This is a genomic window from Pseudoalteromonas sp. CNC9-20 (assembly GCF_022347875.1).
GTDB classification, from domain to species: Bacteria; Pseudomonadota; Gammaproteobacteria; order Enterobacterales; family Alteromonadaceae; genus Pseudoalteromonas; species Pseudoalteromonas ruthenica.
Window position 1 is genome coordinate 1 of record NZ_JAKRFS010000004.1, and the last position, 12,851, is coordinate 12,851.

The 12,851-nt window shown below is 46.1% G+C and carries 12 protein-coding genes and 1 pseudogene; 7 read left to right on the forward strand and 6 right to left on the reverse strand.

Translation table 11 applies throughout. The annotated features are described in order from the left end of the window. Positions 1 to 410: pseudogene (gene tuf, locus MHM89_RS10215) on the forward strand (elongation factor Tu); the annotation flags it as partial. A 502-nt stretch (positions 411 to 912) separates the two neighbouring features. Here tuf and MHM89_RS10220 read toward each other — a convergent pair. Further along, complete coding sequence (locus tag MHM89_RS10220) at positions 913 to 2,028, reverse strand: alpha/beta hydrolase-fold protein (RefSeq protein ID WP_239408736.1); 1,116 nt, start codon at positions 2,026 to 2,028, stop codon at positions 913 to 915. A 950-nt stretch (positions 2,029 to 2,978) separates the two neighbouring features. On the opposite strand from MHM89_RS10220, the gene MHM89_RS10225 reads away from it, so the two are divergent. Beyond that, positions 2,979 to 4,070 (forward strand): hypothetical protein, encoded by a 1,092-nt coding sequence (locus MHM89_RS10225; RefSeq protein ID WP_239408737.1) that lies wholly within the window; start codon positions 2,979 to 2,981, stop codon positions 4,068 to 4,070. Positions 4,071 to 4,787: 717 nt separating this feature from the next. Here MHM89_RS10225 and MHM89_RS10230 read toward each other — a convergent pair. From MHM89_RS10230 to grxB, 3 genes are all read right to left on the reverse strand, one after another. Further along, positions 4,788 to 5,189 carry a lysozyme inhibitor LprI family protein gene (locus MHM89_RS10230; RefSeq protein WP_239408738.1) on the reverse strand — a complete coding sequence of 134 codons (402 nt, stop codon included), beginning with the start codon at positions 5,187 to 5,189 and terminating at the stop codon, positions 4,788 to 4,790. A gap of 330 nt (positions 5,190 to 5,519) precedes the next feature. Then, positions 5,520 to 5,978: a hotdog fold thioesterase gene (locus MHM89_RS10235; protein WP_053909958.1), complete on the reverse strand. Its 459-nt coding sequence runs from the start codon at positions 5,976 to 5,978 to the stop codon at positions 5,520 to 5,522. A gap of 9 nt (positions 5,979 to 5,987) precedes the next feature. Then, entirely contained in the window at positions 5,988 to 6,623 is a 636-nt protein-coding gene (gene grxB / locus MHM89_RS10240; RefSeq protein ID WP_239408739.1) for a glutaredoxin 2, read from the reverse strand. 98 nt (positions 6,624 to 6,721) lie between these two features. Here grxB and MHM89_RS10245 point away from each other — a divergent pair, with 98 nt between their 5' ends. Next, positions 6,722 to 7,252: a DUF924 family protein gene (locus MHM89_RS10245; protein WP_022943696.1), complete on the forward strand. Its 531-nt coding sequence runs from the start codon at positions 6,722 to 6,724 to the stop codon at positions 7,250 to 7,252. Here the strand turns inward: MHM89_RS10245 and MHM89_RS10250 are convergent, their stop codons facing one another. Continuing rightward, entirely contained in the window at positions 7,253 to 7,618 is a 366-nt protein-coding gene (locus tag MHM89_RS10250; protein WP_239408740.1) for an STAS/SEC14 domain-containing protein, read from the reverse strand. A gap of 65 nt (positions 7,619 to 7,683) precedes the next feature. Next, positions 7,684 to 8,433: an HNH endonuclease family protein gene (locus tag MHM89_RS10255; protein ID WP_239408741.1), complete on the reverse strand. Its 750-nt coding sequence runs from the start codon at positions 8,431 to 8,433 to the stop codon at positions 7,684 to 7,686. 219 nt (positions 8,434 to 8,652) lie between these two features. Here MHM89_RS10255 and lexA point away from each other — a divergent pair, with 219 nt between their 5' ends. From lexA to MHM89_RS10275, 4 genes are all read left to right on the forward strand, one after another. Continuing rightward, entirely contained in the window at positions 8,653 to 9,270 is a 618-nt protein-coding gene (gene lexA / locus MHM89_RS10260) for a transcriptional repressor LexA (protein ID WP_022943698.1), read from the forward strand. Positions 9,271 to 9,588: 318 nt separating this feature from the next. Continuing rightward, positions 9,589 to 10,722: a cytochrome c oxidase subunit II gene (gene coxB, locus MHM89_RS10265; protein ID WP_022943699.1), complete on the forward strand. Its 1,134-nt coding sequence runs from the start codon at positions 9,589 to 9,591 to the stop codon at positions 10,720 to 10,722. Then, the gene (gene ctaD, locus MHM89_RS10270) at positions 10,719 to 12,293 is read left to right on the forward strand and encodes a cytochrome c oxidase subunit I (protein ID WP_022943700.1); all 1,575 of its coding nucleotides are present in this window, start codon (positions 10,719 to 10,721) and stop codon (positions 12,291 to 12,293) included. Before coxB ends, ctaD begins: the two co-directional genes overlap by 4 nt. Continuing rightward, positions 12,293 to 12,835 carry a cytochrome c oxidase assembly protein gene (locus tag MHM89_RS10275; RefSeq protein WP_022943701.1) on the forward strand — a complete coding sequence of 181 codons (543 nt, stop codon included), beginning with the start codon at positions 12,293 to 12,295 and terminating at the stop codon, positions 12,833 to 12,835. Before ctaD ends, MHM89_RS10275 begins: the two co-directional genes overlap by 1 nt. Positions 12,836 to 12,851 lie beyond the last annotated feature (16 nt).

Genomic DNA, 12,851 nt, shown 5'->3' on the forward strand with positions numbered 1-12,851 from the left:
TTGAGATGTTCCGTAAGCTTCTAGACGAAGGCCGTGCAGGTGAGAACATTGGTGCCCTACTACGTGGTACTAAGCGTGACGAAGTAGAGCGTGGTCAAGTACTAGCAGCTCCAGGCACAATCACTCCGCACACGAAGTTCGAAGCAGAAGTATACGTACTGTCTAAAGATGAAGGTGGTCGTCACACGCCATTCTTCAAAGGCTACCGTCCACAGTTCTACTTCCGTACAACTGACGTAACTGGTGACATCCAGCTACCAGAAGGCGTAGAAATGGTAATGCCAGGTGACAACATCAAGATGGTAGTAGAGCTAATCTGCCCAATCGCGATGGATGAAGGTCTACGCTTCGCAATCCGTGAAGGTGGCCGTACAGTTGGTGCTGGTGTTGTAGCTTCAATCGTTGAGTAATCAATGATATAGCTAAAACGCTAAAAAAGAGGTCGCTTAGGCGGCCTTTTTTTATGCCTGAAATTCGGGTGTTGTTGTGGGTTAGGCTAAAGCCCAACCTACAGGTCCTGATGTTGTAGGCAAGGCTTCAGCCTTGCAACTGTCCAAGGCGGTCATATTCCAGAGGCCAGTACCTAGCCACAACTGTGTTTTTATATGTTTCTCACACATGGTTAGGCTAAAGCCCAACCCACAGGGACCAAGATCGTAGGCAAGGCTTTAGCCTTGCAACTTTGATTACATATGGCACTCTCACCTCTAACCCCAAAGGCTGCTATGCGCTTTTTAACCACTCTTTTTCTCAGTTCACTTCGTCCGTTAAAACTCCCCACAGCTTTGCACAGTGGGCTCTTGTCGCGTTGGCGACGGAACTTGAGATACAAATCACCTTAGGTGCAAGTAATTCGTCCTTGAAGTCTAGTTGATTTCGGAACCTATACCTCGCTGGCTTACCTACGCGTCGCTAGAGGGCGCTAATACGCTGGTGGTTTTTGGTGATGGTCGTGAGCCACCTGCTATTGTTGTGTTGTGCTAGAGCTAAGGCTTTACTGACAGCAGCTTTAGCTTTGTCCTTTTCACCAAGGCGCTCATAGGCGAAAGCTAATGTATCCCATAAGTTATCTGAGCGAGGGTAGCGAGCAACGCCCTCGGCTAAGATCTCTTGCCCCCACTGTGGATGGCCTTCATAAATGGCTTTAGCACCATAAACTATGTATTGCTGCTCATTTAAGCTGAATACGTGATTATTAAACTGGTCTTTTGCGTTTTGATAAAAGCGCTTAATTTCCGCTAAGGGCATGACGTCGATTTCAGGCACTGCGTTATAATCGCTGAATAGATCTCGCAGAGCATTAATGCTGCTTTGCAATGGCACTGAATCATGGGTTTCATTGCTAAACTGTTCCTGCTGCCAACGTAATGACTTGGGAGCGTGCCGACTTAAAACCTGTATTTGAGCATCAAACGCGGTTTGCATCTCGCCCCCTTCGGTTGCCATAGAAAGGTACCAATACCCGGTTAACGGTTTTTTCAATGCCAGCTTGGAATGTTTAACAAGCCATTGATCATCCCACCATAAACTGGGGCTGACAGCTAGGTAGGCATTGAACTCGCCGTTATGGTTGAGCGCTACTTGGCTGACAAATAACCCCGAGAGCGAGTGGCCAAACAGAGCCGTGTAATCACTTGCGCGGTAATGGCTATGAAGAAAAGGTAATAGCTCATCGCTGAGCATAGATAAGTATTTACCGGCTTGCCCTGATCTACCTTCAAAACCCTTTGCCTCGGTTGGCGTAAAATAGCGTATGCGATCAACGCTAGGTACGCCAACTACAATAAACTCTGGGATCATCGCAAACTGCGACATAAACAGAATATTGCCCTCTAAATGGGCAAGGTGTGAACCTCCGTCCATAACTAACAGCACAGGGTATTGGCTGTCATCACTGTGATTATAAGAGTCAGGTAGACGAATGGAGAGTTGGATATCTTGACCGAGTACCTCGGAAGCAAATTGAGTAGGAGGCGTTGCGTAAACAGCATTAGCAGCAAAAACCAATATCCATACCAGTATGCGCATTATGGTAGTTCCTTTTCTATAGTATCTGTAGAGTACTGATAATACCTGACTTTTTCAGTGAGTTCTAAATTTGCATTTGTATGATTCTGAATATCTTAGTGGTTGTTTCATCCTCAGTTCTGACTGTTAGTTATAATCTTGTCGCAGCAAAAGCTGATTTCTCGAGCGCGAATCTGAACGGGGAAGTCGATATCTGTAGATTTGGTTTCAACCTGGTAATTTTTGTCGGGTTGCCCACAGCGTCTCGCGATAAAAATTACCGTAAGTGCAAGTAATTCGTCCCTTAAGTCTAGTTGCCGACGGCATCCTTGCCTCACCGGGCTACCTACATCAGTGAGCTGAGTTGATATATTGGTGTCTATAAGAGGGGGAGGGGGCGTAATGAGGTCTTATAGCTTGTAGCAGTGTGCTCTTTTTAGTTAATTGAAGTGCTGAACGTTTAGTTGATTTTCACAGGTTAAATACTTAGCCTTTAAAGTTGATTATTTAGGGACAGCTTACAAAGGAATGAAATGAGTAACTTAAACACAGCCGTAGCTAATGCGAGTCACCAAATCCCGCAACCCTATACCGTGCAATTTAAGAGGCTTTTAGCAGCTAAGTCGATTAGTTCGAAGAACAAACTTAGCAAATCTTCAGCAGGCTCAGCGCCGTTATGATGCAAATAAGTCGGTATGCATGTTAATTAGTTCAAAAGTTACCTCGCTGAACAAAAAGGTAAATGCATTACCTAATCACTGGGTTGTGCTTACCAGCAACATAACTGTGGACGGTAAGAATATAGCTCACATTCCAGTCAACGAATTGGAGCAGTATGAGAACAAGGCGATCGAGTTACATGTTGCGATATGGGGTATGTCGAAAGGAAAGCTGCCATTACATTCGGTTAACCCTCAACGATCACTTACCTTTTCAGACTTTATGACCTATTACTACGGGCTTGTAGCTGCATGATGAACCCCTTATTCCTAGCTCTTATTTTATGCTTTTTCTCATTTGGTCTCTCGGCAGGTCAGCTCACAATTAAGCATGAAATTGCGATGCCTAAAACTTTGGATGCAAAGGTGTCTTATCTAGGGTATAGCCCCAGCGGAGAGGCTTTGCTGTTGTCGTCTTTTGTGCGAGAGGAGGCCTTTGTTATCGCTCCAGATGGAAGTTTAAAAACACTCGCTTTAACGCCGACCATAGATGAGCAAAGAATGGCTTACACTGATGAAACCTTGTATTTTTTTGCGGACTCGCAACTATATAAATTGTTGGATAATGGAGAGCTGTTACCTATTAGTCAGGCTGATCTTGCTTTAGGTTATGATTTAGATATTAGTCGCTCAGGCCGCTACGTACTTTCAGGTAATTATGAATTGTTGCGCATTAACTCCTTGGATGCAGCAGCTAGAATGCTTAATGTATCGGGAGTTCACCCCAGCGATGACTTTACTATGGGATATGAAGTGCTATCGATGCAACGTGAAGTATCAACATGGTTACGTGATAAAACTTTGCTTAGGGCGTGGAAGTTAGCTGATGCCCAAACGATCAATGACATCGAAGTTAGAGGTAAAGTGCGGACACATATTATTCTGAATGAAGCAGAATTTATCATTGCATACATCGTAGGCGATACAGTGCGCTTTTGGAATTACAAAACCAATACGCTATTAAAGCAACAACTGGAATTTGGGAATGATATCAGCTTAGGTAAATGGAATAATAAAGTTTGGCTACTTAGTGGCAAAACGCTCTACAGGCTTGTATGGGACGGAAATAGCGCCACTGCGCAGGAAGTATATCAAAGCAATGCTGATGAAGTCATTGACCCCCTCAGTCGGCATAACTTTTCTAGTGATGGTAAATATGCTGTGTTAACCGAGCGCAAGGGAGAGGCGTTCGACACTGCACTCTATCGGCAGGACCGCGATAGACAGTTTGTTAAGCTGAGTGAGCTTACTTTTGGACCTGGTCGTCTCAGCCTTCACCCAACAAAACGGGAACTGGCACACTTCAGCTATGACGATAATACTCTGCGAATATACAGCTTTTAACTAGGTTGTATCTCACTCGTATCATAATTGAGATGAGTGTATTGCGTCACCTTGTAGGCAAAGCTTTGGCCTTGTAATCGACAAAGACGCTCATATCATCAAAATTTGGGCTTTAGCGTTCAAACGTGTTCGTCACATGTGGTTAGGCTAAAGCCCAACCTACAGGGAGAGGTCACTCTGTAGGCAAGGCCCTCAGCCTTGTGATTGCGACCGACAAATACATTCCAGATTTCTGGGCTGAGAACACAAATGTGTTTGTCACATATGGTTAGGCTAAAGCCCAACCTACAGGGGAGGTCACTCTGTAGGCAAGGCCCTCAGCCTTGTGATTGCGACCGACAAATACATTCCAGATTCCTGGACTGAGAACACAAATGTGTTTCTCATATAACGGTTAGGCTAAAGCCCAACCTACAGGGAGAGGTCACTCTGTAGGCAAGGCCTTCAGCCTTGCGATTGCGACCGACAAATACATTCCAGATTTCTGGGCTGAGAACACAAATGTGTTTGTCACATAACGGTTAGGCTAAAGCCCAACCTACAAGGAGAGGTTACTCTGTAGGCAAGGCCTTCAGCCTTGTGATTGTGACCGACAAATACATTCCAGGTTTCTGGGCTGAGAACACAAATGTGTTTGTCACATATGGTTAGGCTAAAGTCCAACCTACAGGGGAGGTAGCTCTGTAGGCAAGGCTTCAGCCTTGCTACTCCAAAGGGCTAATTAAGTATCTGGGAAAGAGCCTTTATCCTAGTTTGGTTCATACGCAACTCACAATTATTTATAGCGGTCTCATACGCACTTGTGCCTTGCTCAATCTCGAATGCCTCAAGTTGACAACTTTGAGCCTTAAAATCGCTCCATGCCAATTGAGTTTTTTCTACTTGGTCGATTAATGTGTTACCTAATTCAGCCTCTGCAGCATAAGCCACCTGAATTTGCTCCCGTAAAAGCCTTAACTCGTTTGTTAGGCGGTGTTCAGACTCGTCTTTTTTCTGTGCTATGCATTGCTCGAGTTCAAGACTGTTGGTGGCATCTTCGCAAGGGAGCTTAGTATTATTGGGATTAGCGGCACAACTAAATGTAATCAGTGCCATGATAGCAAAGTATAATGCTTTCATTAGTTCACACCTCCGGTGGCTTTAGGTTTACGCTGTTCTAAATACTTCACACGATTTCTACCCGGTTCATAGAGCCTTAAAGTAGTGGAGTTGCGAATACAGTCGATGAGCTCATTAAAATCGTTATTCATCCCAGCTTTCATCGAGGGATTATAGTAAAGTCTTGGTATAAGAAGTTTACAAAGGCGTCTCTAATTAGAGGCTTTAAGCGTTGCTATCTGATCCTGAGAAGCGTTCCGAAAAAGCTCAATTCAAAACACCTTTCGCAGGGCTAAAGCATTGCCTATTTATTGTCGGACTGAAGTCTGACCTACAGGTGAGTATCTCGCTTTAGAGCCCTGTGCCTTTTGACCGCTTCTCAACCACCGCAGCCGTCATCCTGGAAATACAACACAAATCGCCAGCGCTGTTGTAAATTTTTATCTCCCACACTGATGAGCGGCCGCCTAGGTGCACGGGCTTGGTCACGGCTTTAAGTGTGCCGGTGCGTGAGGCTTTGAGGTGATTGGCGTTGATCTCCTGGCCGACGCAGTAGTATTTGCGGGTATCGACCACAAAATTGGCGGCGTAGCTGGCCACGGTTTCGGCTAATGCCACGTAAACGCCGCCATGAACAATGCCCATGGGGTTATATAATTCATTGCTCACAGGGAGGCAGGCGACCAGGTAATCGTCGCCTATCTCTGTGATCTCAATGCCGAGTTTAGTCATTAAGGTGCCTTTTTCACCTACACCTAAATCAAGCTTTTTACATAAGGCTAAATCAATCTCTTGGGCCCAAATACTCATCTGTACTCCTTAAACAGCAACGCGGGTAAAGGTTTTAATTCGGTGTTCAGTGGCTAATGTATCGACATAATTGAGTACATGCTCTGGAAAGGTTAAGTCTTTGACCACAGTGAGGTTGCGCAGAAAAGGAAATAACGCCACATCGGCCCAAGTAATATGTTCTGGGGTTTGCAGCCATGTTAATTCACTCAATGCGTGCTCCATCGTGGCGATGTCAGTGTCGCTATTGGCTAACACGCTATCGAAAGATTCGCCCAGGCGCTGCTCTTTCTTCTCGCGAAAATAGCTGATAGCGGTATCAATAGCGTATTCCGGCAGGGCCAGTTGCGGCCAACGCACAAAGGTCAGCCGTAAAAAGGTTTCAAGGTACTTTTCAACCCACTGTTGAGCTTGATTAAAGTGCTCTCCCTGTGACAGCTCCTTGTTGGCAAGAGTACAGAAATACTCGGCAATATCTAAGCTTTCGGCCATCGCGGTATCATCATCTTTGACCAAAATAGGCACTATTTTTTTACCCACTAACTGGTTGGGCGTGGCCTCGTCATCGTTGAGTAGGAAGCGCACATCCAACTCTAGCCCCAAGGCGCGTGCAACCAGTAATGACTTTATACAATAGGGGCAATGTTCAAATATAAACAGCTTCATAAAAAATACCTCAGAGCTTGCGAATTACTACCTTTTGGCCTTAGCTGTAACTAAACAATAGTTGCCGGACGAAAGCAAACTTTCGCCATTAGATCATCATGCAATATGAATCCGTTTACGAATTTTGGTTTACTCACAGCAGTCCACAGGATTGGTTTAAAAAAAGCGCCGACTTTGACGCCACAGTAAAAAAGCAATTTTTACCTACTTACGAGGCAGCGCGCCAAGGCGAGCTTTATTCTTGGCGAAAATCTGCTCGAGGCGCGTTATGTGAAATTATAGTGCTGGATCAGTTTCCTCGTAATATGTTCCGCGATACGGCCCAAGCGTTTGCAACCGATGCACTGGCTTTATGTTTGGCGCAGAATGCGGTGGAGAAAAAGTTTGCTTTAGAGCTTGATGATACCGAGCGTAGTTTCTTATACATGCCCTATATGCACAGTGAGAGCCAGGCGATTCATGTGGTGGCCGAGCAGCTTTTTCGGCCCTTAAGTAACTATAAATATGAGCTGGCTCACAAAGAAATCATTGACCGTTTTGGGCGTTATCCACATCGTAATGATATTCTCGGTCGGCAATCGAGCGACGCTGAGCAGGCGTTTTTAAATCAGCCTGGTAGCCGCTTTTAGTTAAGGGCTTTGTGCCCAGCGCTTCGCTTGTTCACGTTGTTCATAACGAAAGGATTTAACTTCTGCATGAATAAAGTGTGCGCCAAGGTGCTGGGCAAAGTCACCAAGCAACGAATTGGTGGCAATGGCTACTTTATTCACCTTTTGATGATGGTCGCGCACAAATTGCAGATGAGAGAGTAACGCGGCAAATGAGTCCCACCCCGGAAAGTGTTCAGTAGCAATAATGAGAGCATGTAGCTTTGCATGCTGTTCAATATAAGGGTCGATAATACGCACGGCTGCTGCAAAGTCTTCTGCTGTCAGCTGGCCTTGTGGTTCAAGTAGAGCGGTATTGTGTGTTTCGTTTATAGTGATATTGAGCATATATCCTCGCCAACGAGTTCATTAGATGCTCTATCAATATAGAATATTTACTTACAAGCGGTTGGTTATTGGTGCAAGGTTGTAGGTAGTGCGCTGAGGTTTAAAGTTTCACCTACGCAGCTTTGCAGCAAACTCTGAACTTGGTCTTTTTCGTTTTGCGAGTAGCGAAGGTCATATTTGCTCATGATGTAATTAAAGCGCTGAATGTACTGACAGCGGTAATCTTGATGCGGCGGCAACCATTGCCAAGGGCCTTTTGCGCCTTTGCTACGATTTAGGCCATCATCAACAGCAAGCAAATTCTCCATATCGTTGGCAAATTGTGCCTTTTGCGAACGACTCCAGGTGGCAGCACCGTGTTCATAGGCAAATTTAAGCGGCACAATATGGTCTATATCTAAATCATCGTCATTGCGTAGTATCTGCCCCGAATAAGGGTCATGCCACTGGCCGCTGGTGACGGTGCAGCGCGCTTGAGTAGTGTAGCTTACATCACTGTGTGATTGGGCAATCAGCACTTCAGCACGGGCGTCTTGGCAGTCGTGATCGGTGTCTAACCAATGTGGCCAGTTATCCCGATGATAACTATTTTCTGATGTTTGTTGAGTGTAGTTCTTTGGTAAACGTCCACCGTCTGCTAGACAGCTTTCTAAGTTCGCATAGGGGGTAAAAGATTGAGTGCGTTGATAATGAGCCGAATCTTCAGGGTGACAAAGGCCGCTGCGCGACATCTTGACCGTATCGGCTTTGCACGCACCTATCGTCAGTGCCGAAATAAGTAAAAGGAACGCTGAAAATACACTTTGGCGAGTCATCTAACTGCTTAATAATATGACTAAAACAGCGCTACTTTAAAGCATTGTCGCGCATTCGTCACCTATCACTTTATGAGTATGAGGTGAGGTTGCATATGAACAAAAGCGAAGTTGCATTAATTAAGGTTGCAACGGTCAGCAAATTCCCTGATTTTATTTGCGATTTTCATTTAACTGTATATACTCACAGTTAAATGTACTGTATGGAAACCCAGTTGTATGCGCCCATTAACTAAACGCCAATCGCAAATTCTTGAGCTGATTAAAGTCTTTATTAAAGATACCGGCATGCCGCCGACGCGTGCAGAAATTGCACAAACACTGGGGTTTCGCAGTGCTAACGCCGCAGAAGAACATCTTAAGGCGTTGGCTAAGAAAGGCGTAATCAAAATGAAGCCTGGCGCGAGTCGAGGTATTCAATTGGTCGAGGAAGAAGAACCCGAACAATTGGGCCTGCCTTTAATTGGCCGCGTTGCTGCGGGCGAGCCCATTCTTGCCCAACAGCATATAGAGAGTCACTGCCAGATAGACCCACTGCTGTTCAAGCCTGCTGCAGATTATTTGCTGCGCGTAAATGGCATGAGTATGAAAGACATCGGCATTATGGATGGCGACTTATTAGCGGTACATCGCACTCAGGTGGCTGAAAACGGCCAAGTGGTGGTCGCGCGGGTTGATGAAGATGTCACCGTGAAGCGTTTAGAAAAAGCTGGGCGTAAGGTTCTGCTGCATGCAGAGAATGAAGAATTCACACCCATTGAAGTCGATTTAGAGAACGAATCCTTTAATATTGAAGGCTTAGCTGTAGGTGTGATCCGAAACGCCGACTGGATGTAATTAAATTTACTTATTTTGCCTCTAATAGGTCTGTTATTAGGGGCTTTCCCCATGTTCCCTCCTTAGCCACAGTGCTTTCTAACAGCTTGAATATTCCTGTTAATTTATTAATAAAACGTAAACAAAAATAGTGTATTAACTTGCTATTAGCTCAATCTTTGACTAATTGGTTATATTACAGGCTTTGCTGGTCGGTTTTTCAACAGTTTATTTAGGGTCAAAGTTGTCGACTGGTAAAAGCATAATAATAACGAAGATTGGGTATTAAGCTGTAACCGCCTCTTCCTTGCATTGCGCAACAATAAGGAGATGGTACACATGAAGAAGCTGAGCTCCCTCATGTTGCTATGTCTGTTATTCCCTCAATTGGTGTCCGCGAATAGCAAGTACAACTTGCGCCAAGGGGTAACTGACATTAGCGAAAATGTTTACCAACTACACATGACCATATTTATTATATGCTGTGTGATTGGTGTGGTTGTTTTCGCGGTGATGTTTTGGGCGCTGCTCAAACACCGCAAGTCAAAAGGGGTCACCCCCGCTACCTTTCATGAAAGCACCAAAGTAGAAATACTTTGGACAGCGATTCCATTTGTTATTCTCATAGCCATGGCTGTTCCGGCCACCAAAACCCTGATTGCTATGGAGGATACAACAAAGGCCGATATCACCATTAAGGTGACTGGTTCACAATGGAAATGGCACTACGAGTATATGGGTCACGATGTGGGCTTCTACTCACTGCTGTCAACGCCTCAAGAGCAAATCAAAAATGCGCAAAATAAGGGCGACAATTACCTCCTCGAAGTAGATAAACCCTTGGTCATTCCCACTAATCAAAAAGTACGTTTCTTAATGACCTCAGATGACGTCATTCACTCTTGGTGGGTGCCCGATTTTGCAGTAAAGAAAGACGCTAACCCTGGGTTTATCAACGAAGCTTGGACACGCGTAAACGAACCGGGTACGTATCGCGGCCAGTGCGCCGAGTTATGCGGTAAAGACCACGGCTTTATGCCGGTGGTCGTAGAAGCAAAACCCCCTGAAGAGTTTGACGCTTGGCTGGCAGAGCAGAAACAAGCGAAGCAAGCTCAGGCGCAGGCCGATGCTGAGCTGCTAGAACAAATCCTCTCTGAAGATGAGCTAATGGCATCGGGCGAGCAAGTGTACATCACGCGCTGTGCAGCTTGTCATCAGCCTACGGGGCTTGGTTTACCTGGAGTCTTCCCCGCCATTAAAGGCAGTCCAATAGCCACCGGCGATATTAACGACCATATCGATATTGTGGTGCACGGTAAGCCAGGGACTGCGATGCAGGCATTTGTCGGTCAACTTACGCTTAAAGAGTTGGCAGCGGTGGTTACTTACCAACGCAATGCCTTTGGTAATGAAACCGGAGACATCGTTCAACCAAGCGTGATTCAGGCCTATATTGATGGGGAGGAACAATGAGTACAGCAGCTGCAACACATGAACATCACGGGCCTGCAACCGGAATTAAACGCTGGCTTTTTACTACTAACCACAAAGACATCGGCACCTTGTACTTATTATTTTCGTTGTTGATGTTTTTAACCGGTGGCGCCATGGCAATGGTGATCCGAGCCGAGCTATTCCAACCAGGACTTCAGCTGGTTGACCCTCATTTTTTCAACCAAATGACCACAGTACATGGTTTGATTATGGTCTTCGGCGCCGTGATGCCTGCCTTTACGGGCTTAGCTAACTGGATGATCCCCATGATGATTGGCGCGCCAGATATGGCTTTGCCGCGAATGAATAACTGGAGCTTTTGGATTCTGCCATTCGCTTTTGCCATCCTATTGCTGTCGCTGTTTATGGAAGGCGGCGGTCCGGCCTTTGGGTGGACCTTTTATGCGCCCTTATCGACCACCTACAGCAACGACAATACTGCCCTGTTTGTATTTGCCATTCACATTATGGGGATAAGCTCCATCATGGGGGCCATTAATGTCATTGTGACCATCGTTAATATGCGTGCTCCAGGGATGAAGTGGATGAAATTACCGCTGTTTGTGTGGACCTGGTTGATCACTGCATTTTTATTAATTGCAGTTATGCCGGTGTTGGCGGGTGCGGTGACCATGGTGCTCACTGATAAGTATTTTGGCACTGATTTCTTCAATGCCGCCGGTGGTGGCGACCCTGTGATGTTCCAGCATATCTTTTGGTTCTTTGGTCACCCGGAAGTGTACATTATGATTTTGCCAGCGTTTGGCATTATCTCCACCATAGTTCCTACCTTTTCACGCAAAAAACTGTTCGGCTATTCGTCCATGGTATATGCCACGGCCTCCATCGCCTTGCTGTCTTTTGTGGTGTGGGCCCACCATATGTTTACCACCGGTATGCCACTGGCCGGGGAATTGTTCTTTATGTACTCGACCATGTTGATATCGGTGCCAACGGGAGTAAAAGTATTTAACTGGGTAGCCACTATGTGGCGCGGTGCCATCAGCTTTGAAATACCAATGATGTTTGCTATCGCCTTTATTGTGTTGTTTACCCTCGGGGGCTTCTCAGGATTGATGTTGGCAATTACCCCAGTGGATTTCCAGTACCATGACACCTACTTCGTGGTGGCGCACTTCCATTATGTTTTAGTGACAGGGGCGGTGTTCTCGATTATGGCCGCTGCTTATTACTGGCTGCCAAAATGGACTGGGCACATGTATAGCACCACGTTAGCGAAATGGCATTTCTGGCTGTCGTTGGTTAGCGTTAATGTGCTGTTTTTCCCCATGCATTTTGTAGGTTTGGCGGGTATGCCGCGACGTATCCCAGACTATGCGCTGCAGTTTGCTGATTTTAACGCCATTATCAGTATTGGTGGTTTCGCCTTTGGTCTCTCTCAACTGCTGTTCGTTGCCGTGGTGTTCAAGTGCATCAAGGCTGGAGAGCAAGCACCAGCGAAAGTGTGGGATGGCGCAGAAGGCTTGGAGTGGGAGGTAGCATCTCCGGCACCCTACCACACCTTTGAAACGCCACCTAAGGTGCAGTAATGAACCACGCACCGTTATTAAAGAAACTAGTCATCAGCGTCATTGGCATGTTTGCGTTCGCCTTTGCCTTGGTGCCGCTTTACGACGTGTTCTGCGAAGTAACAGGGCTTAATGGTAAGCCCTCACTCGAACAGGCGCAGCAAAGCGAGCATGTGGATGACTCTCGCGAAGTGACGGTGAGCTTTACAACCCATGCGCAAAGTGGTGCCCCCTTTGAAGTGTTAGCGCAAAAGCAAGAAGTGGTGGTGAAACCCGGGGCGATGACAGTGGTGACATTCGCCGCAGCGAATACCAGTGGTGAGCCGCGAGTCATGCAGGCTATTCCATCTGTTTCTCCAGGGCTCGCAGCCAAGTATTTACACAAATTGGCGTGTTTTTGCTTTGACCAGCAGCCGCTACAAGCCAATGAACGGCTTGAATACCAATTGCGCTTTTATGTCGACCCTGCGTTGCCGCAGGAGTATGAGGAATTAACGCTGTCTTACACCCTCTTTGATATCAGCGCTAAGCGACAAGACTTACTCGCAGCGCAAGCGCGATAAACCGAGCGAGGTTAAC

What these genes read in the sequence shown, in the direction of transcription:
- MHM89_RS10220 (WP_239408736.1), bottom strand. Translation starts at nt 2,028, where the DNA reads ATGCGCATACTGGTATGGATATTGGTTTTTGCTGCTAATGCTGTTTAC.
- MHM89_RS10225 (WP_239408737.1), top strand. Translation starts at nt 2,979, where the DNA reads ATGATGAACCCCTTATTCCTAGCTCTTATTTTATGCTTTTTCTCATTT.
- MHM89_RS10230 (WP_239408738.1), bottom strand. Translation starts at nt 5,189, where the DNA reads ATGAAAGCATTATACTTTGCTATCATGGCACTGATTACATTTAGTTGT.
- MHM89_RS10235 (WP_053909958.1), bottom strand. Translation starts at nt 5,978, where the DNA reads ATGAGTATTTGGGCCCAAGAGATTGATTTAGCCTTATGTAAAAAGCTT.
- grxB (WP_239408739.1), bottom strand. Translation starts at nt 6,623, where the DNA reads ATGAAGCTGTTTATATTTGAACATTGCCCCTATTGTATAAAGTCATTA.
- MHM89_RS10245 (WP_022943696.1), top strand. Translation starts at nt 6,722, where the DNA reads ATGCAATATGAATCCGTTTACGAATTTTGGTTTACTCACAGCAGTCCA.
- MHM89_RS10250 (WP_239408740.1), bottom strand. Translation starts at nt 7,618, where the DNA reads ATGCTCAATATCACTATAAACGAAACACACAATACCGCTCTACTTGAA.
- MHM89_RS10255 (WP_239408741.1), bottom strand. Translation starts at nt 8,433, where the DNA reads ATGACTCGCCAAAGTGTATTTTCAGCGTTCCTTTTACTTATTTCGGCA.
- lexA (WP_022943698.1), top strand. Translation starts at nt 8,653, where the DNA reads ATGCGCCCATTAACTAAACGCCAATCGCAAATTCTTGAGCTGATTAAA.
- coxB (WP_022943699.1), top strand. Translation starts at nt 9,589, where the DNA reads ATGAAGAAGCTGAGCTCCCTCATGTTGCTATGTCTGTTATTCCCTCAA.
- ctaD (WP_022943700.1), top strand. Translation starts at nt 10,719, where the DNA reads ATGAGTACAGCAGCTGCAACACATGAACATCACGGGCCTGCAACCGGA.
- MHM89_RS10275 (WP_022943701.1), top strand. Translation starts at nt 12,293, where the DNA reads ATGAACCACGCACCGTTATTAAAGAAACTAGTCATCAGCGTCATTGGC.